The 15,065-nt window shown below is 64.2% G+C and carries 11 protein-coding genes and 1 tRNA gene; 1 reads left to right on the top strand and 11 read right to left on the bottom strand.

The features are described 5' to 3' along the window. The first annotated feature begins 18 nt into the window (after positions 1 to 18). Positions 19 to 1,692: a recombinase family protein gene (locus K0S66_RS07435; RefSeq protein WP_301074717.1), complete on the top strand. Its 1,674-nt coding sequence runs from the start codon at positions 19 to 21 to the stop codon at positions 1,690 to 1,692. Here the strand turns inward: K0S66_RS07435 and K0S66_RS07430 are convergent. The 11 genes from K0S66_RS07430 to K0S66_RS07380 all read right to left on the bottom strand — a co-directional run bounded on the left by K0S66_RS07430 (position 1,658) and on the right by K0S66_RS07380 (position 15,034). Beyond that, positions 1,658 to 1,731: transfer RNA gene (locus tag K0S66_RS07430), tRNA-Gly, on the bottom strand. The two genes, K0S66_RS07435 and K0S66_RS07430, sit on opposite strands and share 35 nt — an antisense overlap. Before the next feature lie 322 nt (positions 1,732 to 2,053). Beyond that, positions 2,054 to 2,470, bottom strand: a complete 417-nt coding sequence (locus tag K0S66_RS07425) for a cupin domain-containing protein (protein ID WP_301074716.1) — start codon at positions 2,468 to 2,470, stop codon at positions 2,054 to 2,056. A 106-nt stretch (positions 2,471 to 2,576) separates the two neighbouring features. Further along, a complete protein-coding gene (locus K0S66_RS07420) occupies positions 2,577 to 3,098 on the bottom strand; it encodes a phosphoribosyltransferase family protein (protein ID WP_301074715.1) in 522 nt (173 codons plus the stop codon). A gap of 46 nt (positions 3,099 to 3,144) precedes the next feature. Beyond that, positions 3,145 to 3,465 (bottom strand): multidrug efflux SMR transporter, encoded by a 321-nt coding sequence (locus tag K0S66_RS07415; protein ID WP_125944749.1) that lies wholly within the window; start codon positions 3,463 to 3,465, stop codon positions 3,145 to 3,147. Positions 3,466 to 3,722: 257 nt separating this feature from the next. Beyond that, on the bottom strand, positions 3,723 to 5,831 hold the full coding sequence (locus K0S66_RS07410) for a M13-type metalloendopeptidase (RefSeq protein ID WP_301074714.1): 2,109 nt from the start codon (positions 5,829 to 5,831) through the stop codon (positions 3,723 to 3,725). Positions 5,832 to 6,034: 203 nt separating this feature from the next. After that, positions 6,035 to 7,852 (bottom strand): DUF885 family protein, encoded by a 1,818-nt coding sequence (locus K0S66_RS07405; protein WP_301074713.1) that lies wholly within the window; start codon positions 7,850 to 7,852, stop codon positions 6,035 to 6,037. Between the two features lie 61 nt (positions 7,853 to 7,913). Further along, on the bottom strand, positions 7,914 to 8,690 hold the full coding sequence (locus tag K0S66_RS07400; RefSeq protein WP_301074712.1) for an ABC transporter permease: 777 nt from the start codon (positions 8,688 to 8,690) through the stop codon (positions 7,914 to 7,916). After that, positions 8,687 to 9,619 (bottom strand): ABC transporter ATP-binding protein, encoded by a 933-nt coding sequence (locus K0S66_RS07395; protein ID WP_301074711.1) that lies wholly within the window; start codon positions 9,617 to 9,619, stop codon positions 8,687 to 8,689. The genes K0S66_RS07400 and K0S66_RS07395 overlap by 4 nt, the downstream gene beginning before the upstream one ends. Before the next feature lie 47 nt (positions 9,620 to 9,666). Then, the gene (locus K0S66_RS07390) at positions 9,667 to 10,629 is read right to left on the bottom strand and encodes a L,D-transpeptidase (RefSeq protein ID WP_301074710.1); all 963 of its coding nucleotides are present in this window, start codon (positions 10,627 to 10,629) and stop codon (positions 9,667 to 9,669) included. Positions 10,630 to 10,687: 58 nt separating this feature from the next. Beyond that, a complete protein-coding gene (odhB, locus tag K0S66_RS07385) occupies positions 10,688 to 11,941 on the bottom strand; it encodes a 2-oxoglutarate dehydrogenase complex dihydrolipoyllysine-residue succinyltransferase (RefSeq protein ID WP_301074709.1) in 1,254 nt (417 codons plus the stop codon). 117 nt (positions 11,942 to 12,058) lie between these two features. After that, positions 12,059 to 15,034 carry a 2-oxoglutarate dehydrogenase E1 component gene (locus K0S66_RS07380; protein ID WP_301074708.1) on the bottom strand — a complete coding sequence of 992 codons (2,976 nt, stop codon included), beginning with the start codon at positions 15,032 to 15,034 and terminating at the stop codon, positions 12,059 to 12,061. Positions 15,035 to 15,065: the final 31 nt, after the last annotated feature.

Raw genomic sequence — 15,065 nt, 5'->3', positions numbered from 1 at the left:
TCGATGTCGTTAAAGCGCTTGCGCGCGCTGCTGCCGCGCGGGACATTGCAGCCCGTGGAAAGGAACGAGGACGTGCGAACGGTAATCTACGCTCGGTTTTCCAGCCAGCTTCAAAATAGCCGTTCGATCGACGATCAGATCGCGGTCTGCCGCGAGCGAGCCGAGCGCGAGGGTTGGCAGATCGTCGACATATTCACCGACTATGCGATCAGTGGCGCGGCCGGGATCAGCGAAGCCCAGCGGCCAGGACTTGCGGCGTTGCTCGCGCGGGTCGAAGCCGGAGGCATCGAACAAGTGCTCGCCGAGGCGACCGATCGTATTGCCCGCCATCAGGGCGACAGCTTTGCCATACGCGAGCGCCTTAGCTTCGCCGGCGCCCGCCTGTTCACTCTATCGGACGGCGAGGTCACCGACATTAGTGGCACCTTCAAGGGCCTCATGGACGCCCAGTTCCGCAAAGAGCTTGGCGCCAAGATCAAGCGCGGCCAGCGCGGTACCGTTGCGGCTGGTCGATCACCTGCCGGGCTGGCCTACGGCTATCGCACCGCCAATCGGATCGACGAGCAAGGACGACCGGTTCGCGGACTTCGCGTTGTCCACGATGAGCAGGCTGCGATCGTCAGGCGCATTTTTGAGGAGTATGCGAGCGGTCTGAGCCCGGTGAAGATCGCTGAGCGCCTGAACGCGGACGGGATCACTGGCCCGCGCGGCGATCGATGGCGCGCTACGACGATCCGCCCGGACAGAACGCGTGGCAACGGCTTGCTGCAGAACCAGCTCTACATCGGACGTTTGATCCACAATCGTACCTCCAAGGTCGTGGAGCCAATTTCACGCAAGACACGCATCAGGCCCAATCCTCCCGACGCATGGGTGATCGAGGAGGTGCCGCACCTCCGCATTGTCGAGCAGGCGCTCTGGCAACGAGTGCAGGAAGGGCTGCGGCGCCATTCGGGCATTCCCCCAGCGAAGGCCCGGCGTGCACGCCACATGTTCTCTGGCCTGGGTGTCTGCGGCAGCTGCGGAGGACCGTGGAACATCAAGACAGCGAAATTCTGGGGCTGTGGTTCGCGCCAGGAGGGCAGCGGCTGCACCAACAATCGTCTGGTCTCAACCGATAGCTACGAGGCGAGGGTGCTGGAAGGGCTGCGTGAGCGCATGCTGGATCCCGAGCTCGTGAGTATCTTCGTGAAAGAGTACCACGAGGAGTTCGCGCGCCGCGCCGCTCAAACACGGCGCGACAGTACACAGCTGCAGCGCCGTCACGCAGAAGCATCTCGGAAGCTCGAGCGATTGGTTGAGGCGATCGCGTCCGGCGCCGGTGAGTTTGACGAATTCAAGGGCGCGCTGGCGAAAGCCCGCGCCGAACGCGACCAAGCGGCCGAGCAACTAGCAGAGGTCGAGGCGCTGCCCGTGGTCGCACTCCACCCAACAATCGCCGCGGAATACCGACGTCAGGTGGAGGAGCTGCACGTCGCACTGGCTGATCCGGAGGCGCGCATCCAGGCGGTGCCTGCAGTCAGAAACCTCATCGACCGAATAGTGCTGACGCCCAATCCCGAGGGGCGCGGGGTGCTGATCCAGGTGGAAGGGAGGCTGGCTGCTATCGTGGCGCTAGCCACCGGCAGGGAGGCTCCGCCGCCACTTACTGCAAAGCTGGAGCGGGTGAAGGGAATCGAACCCTCGTCGTAAGCTTGGGAAGCTTCTGCTCTACCATTGAGCTACACCCGCGCGATCAACGGCTTGCCGCTGATACTTGGTCGTACGTGGCAAGGAGCGATGCCCCGAATTGCCTGCCATGCGACGCGGCGAGCACGTGCCACGTTTCTATGTAGGTCGTCAATGTGGATACGTCGGCTCCCTACGCTGGGATGCAAAGCGCGAAGATGAGGTGACGACCTATTGCCATTGGGGGTGGTACGGGGCTGGCAGAAGGAGCTGCCCGTTTTACCGACGGCAGGCTGACACGCCAGACTGTTGACGAGCCGCCGAGATGGGCGGCTCGTCTCCCGCAAATGCACGTGCAGGTAAGGCGCGCGTAGGTTGGAGCCGATTACCGGCCGACTGCTTCCTTCACCTTGTCTGCTGCCTTTGCGAGCAGGCCCTTTTCGGCTTCTTCTGCCTCTTCCTTGGTCTTGAACGCGGCGCCTTCAGGTTCGGCGGGCGGGGCGTAGACCGAGAACAGTTTCAGCGCGCCGCTGCCCTTGTTGACGATATTGTGTTCCGACCCCTTGGGGATCACGACCATGTGGTTTGCGCCCGCCTTGGTCCCGTGTCCGTCCACGGTGACCTGCGCCTCGCCAGCGACGATAAAGGTGGTCTGATCGGCGGGGTGGGTTTCAAGCCCGATTTCCTCGCCTGCAGGGATACTCATGAGCACCACCTGGATCTTGCGATCGCGGTAGACCTCTTTCTGCCACAAGGTGTTCTTGGTCGCGAGTTCGATCATATCCTTGTTGAAGATCGCCATGCCTGGTCCTTTCGAGCCACTGTTGTGGCCCTGAACGCGCCGGCAGGCGAACGGATGCGGGGAACTGGTGACCTGCCCGAGGGAAGCGCGGGAGCCCGCAGCGGGTTCAGCCGGTCCGCTCAGGAACCTCCGCGGCGTCTTCCGCGATCGAGGCCGCGGAGGCGACCGCTTCCCACGGGAAGACGAACCAGTCCTTCACCACGCGCCGGTCGATGCTGCGGGCGCGATAGGCGACTTTCTGGTCGGAAACCTGATTGTCCAGGAGCGTAGCGAAGCGCACCGATCCCTCTCGCGCGCCTGCCTCATCCAGCCAGCGACGCAGCAGGCCGATGGTGCGGCCGGTGTCGTTGATGTCGTCCACGAACAGCAGGCGATCACCCGCGCGGGTGCGGGCAGCGAGCCGAGCGAGAAGATTGTCGCCGGGCTGCGGGGTTTGTCCCGAGAGATCGTAGGACGCCATCGGGATCCCCGTTGCGTGGCTGAGATAGACAGCCGGGACCAGCCCGCCGCGACCGATGCCGACGATCAGCGTCGGCTGCCACTCGGGCGAGGCGGCCAATGCGGTCGCCAGCGCCCGTACATCGGCAACGAAGTCGTCATGGCTGATGAAGGTGTAGATTGGCTGCACAGGCGCCTCGTGACGATGAATTGGGTCGCAGGATCAACCCGGGCGATCAACTGTCGGCGAACGCCTTGGTGCCGACCACGCCGATGATGATGAGCGCGATAAAGGCTATCTGCACGGCGTTGACCTTTTCGTTGAAGATCAGTGTGCCAAAGATGGTGACGCCCACGGCGCCCAGCCCGGTCCACACTGCATAAGCGGTCCCGGCGGGTAATCCGCGCATCGCCAGCGCGAGCAGGCCCATGTTCACGAAGCTGAGCGCAATCGGGATCGCCGATGCGGCGAGGCTGGCCTGCATGGCAGCCCATTTCAGGCTCAATGCCCAGATGATTTCGGTCACGACGGCCACAGCCAGAATCAGCCACGCCATAGATTTCTCCTGATGCGGGCTCGAAACAGACGTGCCGGCCGGAAACCCGAAAGAGGCCGGACATCGTGGGTTCGGACACATGGGTCGCGAAGCGGAGGCCCGATAATGCCGTCGGCCGCGCGGGTCCACCCTCAAATTGCGCCAGCACGGGCACGGGGGGGGGCGGAGGGTCAATCAGGTGCAAGGGAGGGGCGCCCGCACCCACCCGATCGTGCCGATGCGCGACCGAATGGATGCAGGCGCCTATATGAAGCGTCTTACCAAATGCGGACGCGCTCGCCCGGCGCGACATATTGCTTCTGATCTGGCGTGATCTTCCACGCGGCGTACCAGGCGTCGATGTTGCGCAGCGGATTGACCGCACGGATCTGGCCCGGCGCATGCGGGTCGCTGACGAGTTGCTGACGAAGCGCCTCGTTACGGAACAGCGTCCGCCAGACCTGGCCCCAACCAAGGAAGAAGCGCTGTTCGCCGGTGAAGCCGTCGAGCGTCGGTGCGGGCTTTCCACCCAGCGATGCGTGATAGGCGTCCAGCGCCATCAGCACGCCGCCTAGATCGGCGATATTCTCGCCCATCGATGCCTTGGCGTTGATGTGCAGGCCCGGCAGGCCGGCAAATTCATACGCCTCATATTGCGCGCCGTAACGTGCCGCCTGCGCTTCGAACTTCTGCGCGTCATCGGCGGTCCACCAATCCCGCAGCACGCCTGCGCCATCGGACTTGCGGCCCTGATCGTCGAAGCCGTGGATGATCTCGTGACCGATCACGCCGCCGATGCCGCCATAATTGATCGCGTCATCTGCCTTGGGATCGAAGAACGGCGGCTGGAGGATCGCGGCGGGGAAGACGATCTCGTTCTTCACCGAGTTATAATAAGCGTTCACCGTCTGCGGGGTCATGCCCCATTCCGCCTTGTCGACCGGCAGCGCGATGCGGTTGCGGCGGTAATCCCACTCGAACCGTGCGGCCCGCTCGGCATTGCCGACGAGATCGCCGGGAACGATGCGCAGCGCGGAATAGTCGCGCCACTTGCTGGGATAGCCAACCTTCACGCTGAAGCCGTCCAGCTTCTTGAGCGCCTCCTGCTTGGTCGCCGGGCTCATCCAGTCGAGATTGCGGATTCGGCCGGCGAAGGCGCCACGCAGATTGGTGACCAGCGTGTCCATCTTCGCCTTCGATTCAGGCGGGAAATACAGTGCGACGAAATCGCGGCCGATGCCTTCACCGATGCCGTTCTCGGCAAAGGCGACGGCGCGCTTCCACCGTTCGCGCTGCTGCGGCTGGCCATTCAGGAACTTCGAGCGGAAGTCGAAATGCGCGTCCACGAAGCGCTTCGACAGGATCGGCGCGATCGCATCGGCGGTGCGGAAGGCTTCCCATGCCTTCAGCGTATCGAGATTGGTGTCGGCATAGACCTTGGCGATCTTCGGGAAGGCGGTGTTCTGCGCGACGATCACGCGTTCGGCCTTGCCGATACCGGCGGACTGCCAGAACGGATCCCAGGCAAAGCCAGGCGCGAGCGCCTTGAGCTCGGCCAGCGTCATCAGATTGTAGGTCTTGTCACGGTTTCGGCTCTCGGCGCGCGTCCAATGGGCCTGGGCGAGCTGAGTCTCCATGGCGACCACGTCGTTGGCGGCCTTTTCCGGATTGGGCCATCCGGCCATCGTCAGCATCTGCGCGACATACTGCCGGTAGCGGGCAACCTGCGGCTGGAACTTGGGATCGACATAGAGGTCGCGGTCGCCGAGCCCGAGGCCGGACTGGCGCAGGTAGAGCGCGTAAGTATCCGGGTTCTTCGCGTCGTCAGCGACGCCGGGGCCAAAGAAGCTGGCGCCAAAGCCGCCAATCGAACGACCCATGACCTGGGCCATGCCGTTCTTGTCGCGGACTGCCTTGATCGCTGCGAGACGCTCCACGAGCGGCTTCGCATCAAGCTTTTCCGCGGCGGCCTCATCCATGAAGCCGGTGTAGAGGATCGCTGCCTTCATCCGATCCGGGTTGGCGGCGTCGTCCGCACGATAGCTCTCGAGCAGGCTGCGCAGCCGCTGCTCCGACAGGTCGCGCAACACCGCGAACGCGCCATAAGAGGAACGGTCGGCCGGGATCTCGGTCTTGTCCGCCCAGCTGCCGTTGACGAACCGGAACCAGTCGTCGCCCGGCCGCACCTTGCGATCCATGCCGGCGATGTCGAAGCCCCAGGCGCCGTAGCTGTCAGCGGCCGTCGATGCCGAAGGCGAGGCGGGGGTGTTTGCTGTAGGCGCCGCTGGTGCCGTTTGGGCCTTGCCTTGCGTACCCCGGCTGAAGGCGGGCGCGCCGAGCACAAGCAGGGAACCGGCAGCAGCAAGAAGAATGTGCTTTTTCGTCAAGAAATGATCTCCAATGGCGCCGCGATTACCATCCGCGGCGCTGATGACGGTCGTGTAGTCGACAGAGGCAAAGGACGGCCCCGCCGCGACTGACGCTCGCGTCTTAGCCGAGCCCACCGTGACAGAAGCTGAACGAGCCATGTCTTGATGCTCGCTGAACCTGTCCGCCGCCGCGTGATCGCCACGCAGCGGCGGATCGGCGATCAACCGCGCGCGGCGGCGATGTAGGCGTCGACCTGCGCCTCGAGCAGATCGAGCGGCAGCGCGCCCTGGCTGAGCACCGCTTCGTGGAAGTCGCGAATGTCGAATTTGTTGCCCAGTTCCCGCTCCGCCTTCCGGCGCAACTCGGTGATCTTCAGCTGGCCGACCATGTAGCTGGTCGCCTGACCGGGCCAGTTGAAGTAGCGGTCGACCTCACGCGCGATATCGGTGTCCGAAACCGAGCTGTTCGCTTTGAAGTAGGCAATGGCCTGCTCGCGGGTCCACCGCTTCGAGTGGATGCCGGTATCGAGCACCAGTCGGATCGCGCGCCATACCTGGAGCGAGAGCATCCCGAAGCGATCATAAGGATCGGTGATGACGCCCATCTCGTCACCGAGCCGCTCGGTATAGAGTCCCCAGCCTTCCATATAGGCGCCGAACCCGCCGAACTTGCGGAACTTGGGCAGGCCGGTCAGTTCCTGCTGCCGCGCGATCTGAAAGTGGTGGCCGGGCGCGCCTTCATGCACCGAGATGCCGGCGACCTGCACCTTCTGCGTCTGGTTCATGTCGACGAGGTTGACGTAGTAGATGCCCGGCCGCGATCCATCGGCCGATGGCGGATTGTAGAAGGCGGTCGACGCGGTGCCTTCCCGCCATTTCTCGACCGCGCGGACCTCAAGCGGTGCCTTGGGCAGAACGCGGAAGTAGCGCGGCGCGACCTCCATCACCGATGCGATGATCTTGCGTGCATCCGCCAGATATTGCTCGCGGCCGGCCTCCGTATTCGGATATTTGAACTTCGGATCGGTTCGGATGTGGTCGAAGAACTGCTCCAGCGTCCCGGTGAATCCGACCTGCTTCTTGATCGCCTCCATCTCCTGGCGGATCGCGGCAACCTGCTTCAGGCCGATGTCGTGGATCTGGTCCGCAGTGAGGTTGGTGGTCGTCGAACCCTTCAGCCGATCATTATAATAGGCCGCGCCATCAGGCAGGTTCCAGGCGCCGAAATTGCCCTTCGACAGCGGTTCGATCTCGTCGAGTGCGACGAAAAGCATGTCATAGCCACGCTTGAACGGGCCGGTGAGGGCTGCGCTGGCGTCGGCCAGCAGCTTCTGCTTCGTCGCGTCGGGCGCGTTCAGTGCGGCGACCTTCTTGCGGAAATCCGCCATCAGCGTCGAATCGGCGCCCGTGTCGAACGGCGCGCCAGTGATGACCTTGCGCGCATCAGCGCGCGCGGGAGCGAAGTTTACCTTGTTCGGAATGATCCCGGCCGCTGCCTGCTCGCGCATTGTCGCCGTCACTTCGCGCATCACCCGCTCGGTGTCACGCAGACGGGCGATATAGGCCTGTGCGTCGGCGACATTATCGACCTTGTGATTGTTGATCAGCAGGACGGGAATCGAGCCCGCCGGGCTGCCGTTGGTCGACACAGGGAAGCGCAGCTTGCGGAAGCGGAAGGATTCACGATCCCGCTCCACCTGATATTCGAACAGGCGGTAGCTGACCCGCGCGCTTTCGCCCAGCTGCTCCGGCTTGAAGCGCGCGCGCATATCCTTGAGCTGCTGTTCGGCCAGCTCCTGCCGCCGAATGTCGGCGGCGTCAGTATAATCGTCAAGCTTGTCGTAGTTCGTCTTAAACCCGAGATGAGTCTGCATTTCCGGGCTGAGCGCAAGTTGCGCGTCGAAGGCGGCGTCGAGGAATTGAAGCAGCGCGGCATCCTGCGTACCGGGCTGCGCCGCGACCGGCGCCTGCGCCGCCGCCGGGGTGGCCGCAGCCACCGGCAACAGGGGGAGAAGCATAAGGGCAAGCGTACGATGCATCGAAATCTCCTAAAGATCAGATGCTTCTTGCCGCACGCGCCCGCCGGCGCAATGCCCGGTATCAGTTCTTCAGACGATAGCCCGTGCGGAAGATCCACCACACTGCGGTGAGGCATACGGCCAGGAACCCTGCGGTGACGGCAAGGCTCGCCATCGGCGACACATCGGCCTGTCCGAAGAAGGTCCAGCGGAATCCGTTGATCAGATAAGCGATCGGGTTGAACAGCGACACCGTCCGCCATGGCTCGGGCAGCATGTCGAGCGAATAGAAGGCGCCGCCGAGGAAGGTGAGGGGTGTGACGATCAGCAACGGGATCACCTGAAGCTGTTCGAACCCCTTCGCCCATATGCCAAGCACGAAGCCGAACAGCGAGAAGGCGCAGGCGACCAGCACCAGATAGGCGAGCATGATCACGGGATGCGCGATCCTGACATCGACGAAGAGGTTTGCCGTCAGCAGGATCACCAAAGCGACGAGCAGCGCCTTCGTCGCAGCCGCGCCGACATAGCCCAGCACGGTTTCAAAGGCGGACATGGGCGCGGAGAGCAGCTCATAGATCGTGCCAGTGAAGCGCGGCATATGGATGCCGAAGGCGCCGTTGAACGTGCTTTCCTGAAACAGCGACAGCATCATCAGGCCCGGTACGATGAAGCTGCCGTAGGGGATGTCGCTCACCTCCGTCATGCGCGATCCGATCGCAGAGCCGAACACGACGAAATACAGCGACGTTGTGATGACGGGCACGGCTAAGCCCGTCCAGAGCGTCCGCCGAAAGCGGTGCATCTCGAACCGGTAAAGCGCCCAGACGCCGGCGGCGTTGAAGCGAGGCGCCTTCATGCCGCGCGCCTTCCATGAACGAGATCCACGAATATTTCCTCAAGCGAGCTTTGGTGGGTGCTGAGGTCGGAAAAGTTGATCCCCAGATCGCGCAATTTGCCAAGCAGCGACGGCACACCGGTGCGTTCCGCATGGCGATCGAACACATAGCGCAGTTCGCGCCCCTCTGCGGTAAGCTCCAGATGCCAGTCCGCCAGCTCGGATGGGATCGCGGCCAGGGGATCGGCCAGCTGAACGATCAGCTCTTTGCGGCCGAGCTTCTTCATCAGCACCGATGTTTCCTCGACCAGGATCAGCTCACCGCCGATGATCACACCAACGCGGTCCGCCATTTCCTCGGCTTCCTCGATATAATGGGTCGTCAGGATGATGGTGACGCCGCGGTCGCGAAGTTTGCGGACCATCGCCCACATATCGCGGCGCAGCTCCACATCGACACCCGCCGTGGGCTCGTCGAGGAAGAGGATATCGGGTTCGTGCGCCAGCGCCTTGGCGATCATCACGCGCCGCTTCATACCGCCCGACAGCTCCCGAATTTCGCTGTCGCGCTTGTCCCATAGCGAGAGGTCACGCAGCACCTGTTCGACCAGCGCGGGATCCTTGGGGCGGCCAAACAGCCCGCGGCTGAATGCTACGGTTGCCCGGACGGATTCGAACTGGTCGGTATTCAGCTCCTGCGGGACAAGGCCGATCCGGGCGCGCGCCTCACGATAGGCGCGTACATTGTCAAAGCCGTCGACGGTCACCGTGCCGCCGGTCGCGGTGACAAGGCCACAGACGGCACCGATCAGTGTCGTCTTGCCGGCGCCGTTGGGACCCAGGAGCGCGAAGATCTCGCCCCGGCGAATGTCCAGATCGACGCCCTTCAGCGCGCGATGGCCCGACGCATAAGTCTTCTGAAGGCCCTTGATCGAGATGATCGGCTGCATGGAGGTTCCTGCGCCAGGACGGCGCCTGAGAGGAGAGAAGCGACCCCTTATTTGGAGTCGGTCACCAGAACCGCAAGCTTGCTTCCCGTGCCGCTCGTCGCGAGCGTCTCGCGCGTCACCAACATCGTGGCGCCGGGGGCGAGAATCCCCTCCAGCTTCTGGCGAAATTCCTCCGGCACATGGCCCTTAGTCCGCGCATCGGCGGACAGCTCGCCGCCGTCCTTCCCCGTGCCGTCCGGCAGCGGCAGGCGCATCCAGTGTGCGCCGTCCGCGTCGACAGCGCGAAGCGTGAAGGCCTCCGTATTTTGGACCGGTACGTCGAGGATCACCGGAGCAGAGCCGATCTGCTTGCCGTTGCGCAACACGACGATGCGGCGATCCCGCCCGCTGACAATGATCGACACCGGCCCGGTCGGCGAGACTTCGGGCGTCCAGCTATACGCCGCGGTATTGCGATGCCCGTCGGTAGTGACCGACGGAACCGGGCTTGCTGCCGGGGAGACTTCGGGAACGAGGCTCTCGTCGGTGATGACCACCGTCAGGCCGAGGTTGGTGACGCCGTAAAGCAGCTTGGCAAAGGCCATTGGCAGACGAACGCAGCCGTGGCTGGCGGGGTAGCCGGGGAGGGCGCCGGCGTGCAGCGCGATGCCGTCCCAGGTCAGCCGCTGCATGTAGGGCATTGGCGCGTTGTTGTAGAGGTTGGACTTGTGATCGACCCGCTTCTGCAGGATCGTGAAGACACCCGTGGGCGTCTTGTGGCCCGGCTTCCCCGACGAGATCGTGGTGACGCCGATCGGCACGCCGTTGCGATACACATAGGCGCGCTGGGTCTTCAGGCTGACGATCATGGTGACCGGGCCCGCGGGCGCGATCTGCGGTGCCCAGAAGAACTCGCCGGGTTTCAGCCGTTCGATCGCGCCGGGTTCGGCCATCTGGCCACGCTGCTGCTGCGCGGCGGCGACCGGGGCAATCAGCAGCGCGAAGGCCGCGAGAGGCAACAAGCGACGCATCTTCATCCCCGGCAAGACCCAATCTCCCGCCGGCATCCTACCGGCGGGAGTGACCGATTTACAGGTCGATCAGAATACGGGTCGGATCCTCGATCGCATTCTTGAGCGCGACGAGGAAGGTCACCGCCTCGCGGCCATCAATCAGGCGGTGATCGTAGCTGAGCGCAAGGTACATCATCGGACGGACGACGACCTGGCCATCGCGGACGACTGGGCGATCCTCGATCCGGTGCAGGCCGAGCACGGCCGACTGCGGCGGATTGATGATCGGGGTCGACATCAGCGAGCCGAACACGCCGCCGTTCGAGATGGTGAAGGTGCCGCCCTTCATCTCGTCCATCTTCAGCGTGCCTTCCTTGGCGCGCTTGCCGAAATCGCCAATCGTCTTCTCGATGCCCGCGACCGACAGGTCCTGCGCATCGCGGATCACCGGAACGACCAGGCCGCCCGGCGAGGAGACTGCGACCGAGATGTCGGCATAATCGTGGTAGACGATCTCATCGCCCTCAATCGAGGCGTTGACCGACGGGATGTCCTTCAGCGCCATCGTCGCGGCCTTCACGAAGAAGCCCATGAAGCCGAGGCGAACGCCGTGCTTCTTCTCGAACAGGTCCTTGTACTTGGCGCGCGCCTCGATCACCGCGGTCATGTCGACGTCGTTGAACGTCGTCAGCATCGCAGCGGTATTCTGCGCGTCCTTTAGGCGCTTGGCGATCGTCTGGCGCAGGCGCGTCATGCGCACGCGCTCTTCCTTGCGACCGCTGGAGGCCGCAACCGACGGAGTGGGCGTCGCCGCCTGGGTGGGCGCTGCGGCCGGACGCGAGGATGCCGCAGTGGCAACGTCTTCCTTGGTGATGCGGCCGTCGCGCCCCGTGCCCTTGATCGTGGACGGGTCGACACCGTGTTCGAGCACCGCACGACGAACCGACGGGCTGAGCGCGGCGGGCGCATTGCTGTCGATCGGCGTCGCGCCATGATTGCCATAGCCGCCTGCTGCCGGAGCAGGCTCTTCCGCTGCTGCCGGCGACTGCGTCACCGCCGGCTGGGGCGCGGCTGCTGCCGCTGCCGCGCCGTCGCCAGCCTCAACCGTCGCCAGCATGGCTCCGACCTGCACCGTGTCACCAACTGCGACCGCATGCTGGCCCATGATGCCGGCCACCGGGCTCGGCACTTCGACCGACACCTTGTCGGTTTCCAGGCTGGCGATCGGCTCATCCGCGGCGACCTTGTCGCCGGGCTGCTTCAGCCACTCGCCCAGCGTTGCTTCGGTGATCGATTCGCCCAGCGTGGGGACCAGAACTTCGGTTGCCATTCCCGTTTCCTTCCACCCCGTCGATTGCCGGGGCCCTGTTGCAATGCGGGTCTTGCTACCCGCCTCGCTTGATCAACGTTTCCCTCGCCGGAGCCGCACGACCCCGGCGACATGCGCTCAGCTTGCAGCCTTGCCCGACTTCTTGATGGTCTCGGCCGATCGCGTACGGCGAATTTCCTCGCGCACGCTGTGGCCAAGCGCCTCGGCGATCAGGGCACCCTGTTCCGCCTGGTGGCGCTTCATCAGGCCCGTCGCCGGCGACGCGGCAGCGGCACGGCCCGCGTAACGAGCCCGCTTGATCGCGCAGCCGGCCTCCGCCAGTGCGTCCTCGATGAACGGCTCGACGAAGAACCAATAGCCGTTGTTGCGCGGCTCTTCCTGCGCCCAGACCACGTCCTCCAGATTAGGCATCCGGGCGATACGCTTCGCCAGCGCTTCGGTCGGGAAGGGGTACAGCTGCTCGATCCGGACGATCTGCGTACCGGTGTCGCCGGCGGCGTCGCGTGCCTCGATCAGATCGTATGCGACCTTGCCGGTGCACAGGACCAACCGCTTCGTCGTCTCGTCCGGTGCGCCGTTCGTGTCCGAGAGGATGCGGCGGAAGTGCGAATCGCCGACGAAATCCTCACGGGCCGACACGGCCAGCTTGTGGCGCAGCAGCGACTTTGGCGTGAAGATGACCAACGGCTTGCGGAAGCTGCGGTGCATCTGCCGGCGAAGCAGGTGGAAGTAGTTGGCCGGCGTGGTGCAGTTCGCGACCTGGATATTGTCCTGCGCGCACAGCTGCAGGAACCGCTCCGGACGCGCCGAGCTGTGCTCAGGACCCTGGCCTTCGTAACCATGCGGCAGCAGCATCACGAGGCCGTTGGCACGCAGCCACTTGGCCTCGCCGCTGGCAATGAACTGGTCGATCATGATCTGCGCGCCGTTCACGAAGTCGCCGAACTGCGCCTCCCACAACACCAGCGTCTTAGGATCGGCCAGCGCGTAGCCATATTCGAAGCCGAGGACGCCATATTCCGACAACGGGCTGTCGAGCACCTCGAACCGGCCGTGCTCGATGTTCCACAGCGGCACGTACTTGTTTTCGGTGTTCTGATCGACCCACACAGCGTGACGCTGCGAGAAAGTGCCGCGGCCGGAATCCTGCCCCGACAGGCGGACGCCGAACCCTTCCGACAGCAGCGAACCGAAGGCGAGTGCCTCGCCGGTCGCCCAGTCGAAATTCTCGCCGGTCGCGAACATGTTGCGCTTGGCATCGATCACGCGCGCCAGCGTCTTATGGATCGCAAGGTCGTCCGGAACCGTCGTCAGCGTGCGACCGATCGAATCAAACAGCTTCTGTTCGATGCCGGTGTCGAAGCTACGCCGCGCCGTCTCCGGATCGGCCGGAACCGACAGGCCCGACCAGCGGCCGGCGAACCAATCAGCCTTGTTGGGCTTGTAGGTCGCGCCCGCTTCGAACTCGCCCTCGAGCAGCGTGGTGAACTGCTTGACGTTCTCGTCCACCCACGCCTGATCCACGACCTTCTGCTCGATCAGGCGCTTGCCGTAGATCTCGCTGACTGGCGGGTGGCTGCGAATGGCCTTGTACATCAGCGGCTGGGTGAAGCCCGGCTCGTCGCCTTCGTTGTGGCCGAACCGGCGATAGCACCACATGTCGATCACGACATCGCGGTGGAACTTCTGGCGGAATTCGATTGCCATCTTCGTAGCGAAGGTAACCGCTTCGGGATCGTCGCCATTGACGTGGAAGACCGGCGCCTGGACGCCCTTAGCGACATCCGAAGGATAAGGCGAGGAGCGCGCGAACTGCGGGCTCGTCGTGAAGCCGATCTGGTTGTTGATGACGAAGTGGATGCAGCCACCGGTGTTGTAGCCGCGGATGCCGGAGAAGCCGAGGCACTCCCATACGATCCCCTGACCGGCAAAGGCGGCGTCGCCGTGGATCAGCACCGGCAGCGACTTGCAATGATCCTCAAGATCGCCGGCGATCGTCTGAATCGCGCGCACCTTGCCGAGCACCACCGGGTCAGCCGCCTCAAGGTGCGACGGGTTGGCGACGAGCGACATGTGGACCTTCACGCCATCGAACTCGCGATCGGTGGAGGTGCCCAAGTGATACTTCACGTCACCCGAACCGCCGATGTCATCGGGATTGGCCGAGCCGCCCGCGAATTCGTGGAAGATGACGCGCAGCGGCTTGCCCATCACGTTGGCGAGCACATTCAGGCGGCCACGGTGGGCCATGCCGAACACGATCTCGTTCACGCCGGCCGCGCCGCCGTACTTGATGACGCTTTCCAGCGCCGGGATCATCGACTCACCGCCATCGAGGCCGAAGCGCTTCGTGCCGACATACTTGCGGCCGAGGAACTTCTCCCACTGCTCGGCTTCGATGACCTTGTTCAGGATCGCCTTCTTGCCCTGCGGCGTGAATTCGATCGCCTTGTCCTTGCCCTCCATGCGGTCCTGGAGGAAGCGGCGCTCCTCCACATCCGCGATGTGCATGTACTCAAGGCCGACGTTGCCGCAGTAATTGGCACGCAGGATGTTCACGAGTTCGCGGATCGTGGCCCATTGCAGACCCATCGTACCGCCGAGGTAAACCGGGCGATCGATGTCGGCGTCGGTGAAGCCGTGATATTCGGTACGCAGATCCGCGGGCAGCTCGCGCTGCGCGTTGAGGCCGAGCGGATCGAGATTGGCCGCCAGATGGCCGCGAACGCGATAGGTGCGCACCAGCAGCTGGGCGCGGATCGCGTCGCCAGCCGCGCGAACGATTTCGTCCTGCGTCGGTGCGGGCGCTGCCGGCGCCGCAGCGGGTGCAGGCTTGCCGCCCTTAGCAGGCTTGGGCGCCGGTTCCATCTGGGTCGGGTCGAGCGCGGCAGTCAGATCGTCGGTGGTGCTCAGCGGCCAGCGATCATTACGCCAGCTGGGGCCGGACGAGCCGTTCTCCAGCCCTTCGAAGAAGCCGCGCCAGCCGGGCTCGACACTGTCGGGCGAGGCCTTGTAGCGCGTGTAAAGCGCATCGATGAACGCCGGGGATACGCCGCCGGCAACGTCCAAGAAATCCTGACCTTCGTAGCCCATCACCAACTCCACTCCCTTCCCTCCGGGGGAG

This window comes from Sphingomonas sp. (assembly GCF_029239295.1).
Taxonomy (GTDB): domain Bacteria; phylum Pseudomonadota; class Alphaproteobacteria; order Sphingomonadales; family Sphingomonadaceae; genus Sphingomonas.
This window is presented reverse-complemented; position numbering and strand designations above follow the sequence as displayed.

Coding starts and splice junctions, on each gene's coding strand:
- K0S66_RS07425 (WP_301074716.1), bottom strand. CDS start 2,470: ATGGCGATCTTCAACAAGGATATGATCGAACTCGCGACCAAGAACACC.
- K0S66_RS07415 (WP_125944749.1), bottom strand. CDS start 3,465: ATGGCGTGGCTGATTCTGGCTGTGGCCGTCGTGACCGAAATCATCTGG.
- K0S66_RS07405 (WP_301074713.1), bottom strand. CDS start 7,852: ATGCATCGTACGCTTGCCCTTATGCTTCTCCCCCTGTTGCCGGTGGCT.
- K0S66_RS07400 (WP_301074712.1), bottom strand. CDS start 8,690: ATGAAGGCGCCTCGCTTCAACGCCGCCGGCGTCTGGGCGCTTTACCGG.
- K0S66_RS07395 (WP_301074711.1), bottom strand. CDS start 9,619: ATGCAGCCGATCATCTCGATCAAGGGCCTTCAGAAGACTTATGCGTCG.
- K0S66_RS07390 (WP_301074710.1), bottom strand. CDS start 10,629: ATGCGTCGCTTGTTGCCTCTCGCGGCCTTCGCGCTGCTGATTGCCCCG.
- odhB (WP_301074709.1), bottom strand. CDS start 11,941: ATGGCAACCGAAGTTCTGGTCCCCACGCTGGGCGAATCGATCACCGAA.
- K0S66_RS07380 (WP_301074708.1), bottom strand. CDS start 15,034: ATGGGCTACGAAGGTCAGGATTTCTTGGACGTTGCCGGCGGCGTATCC.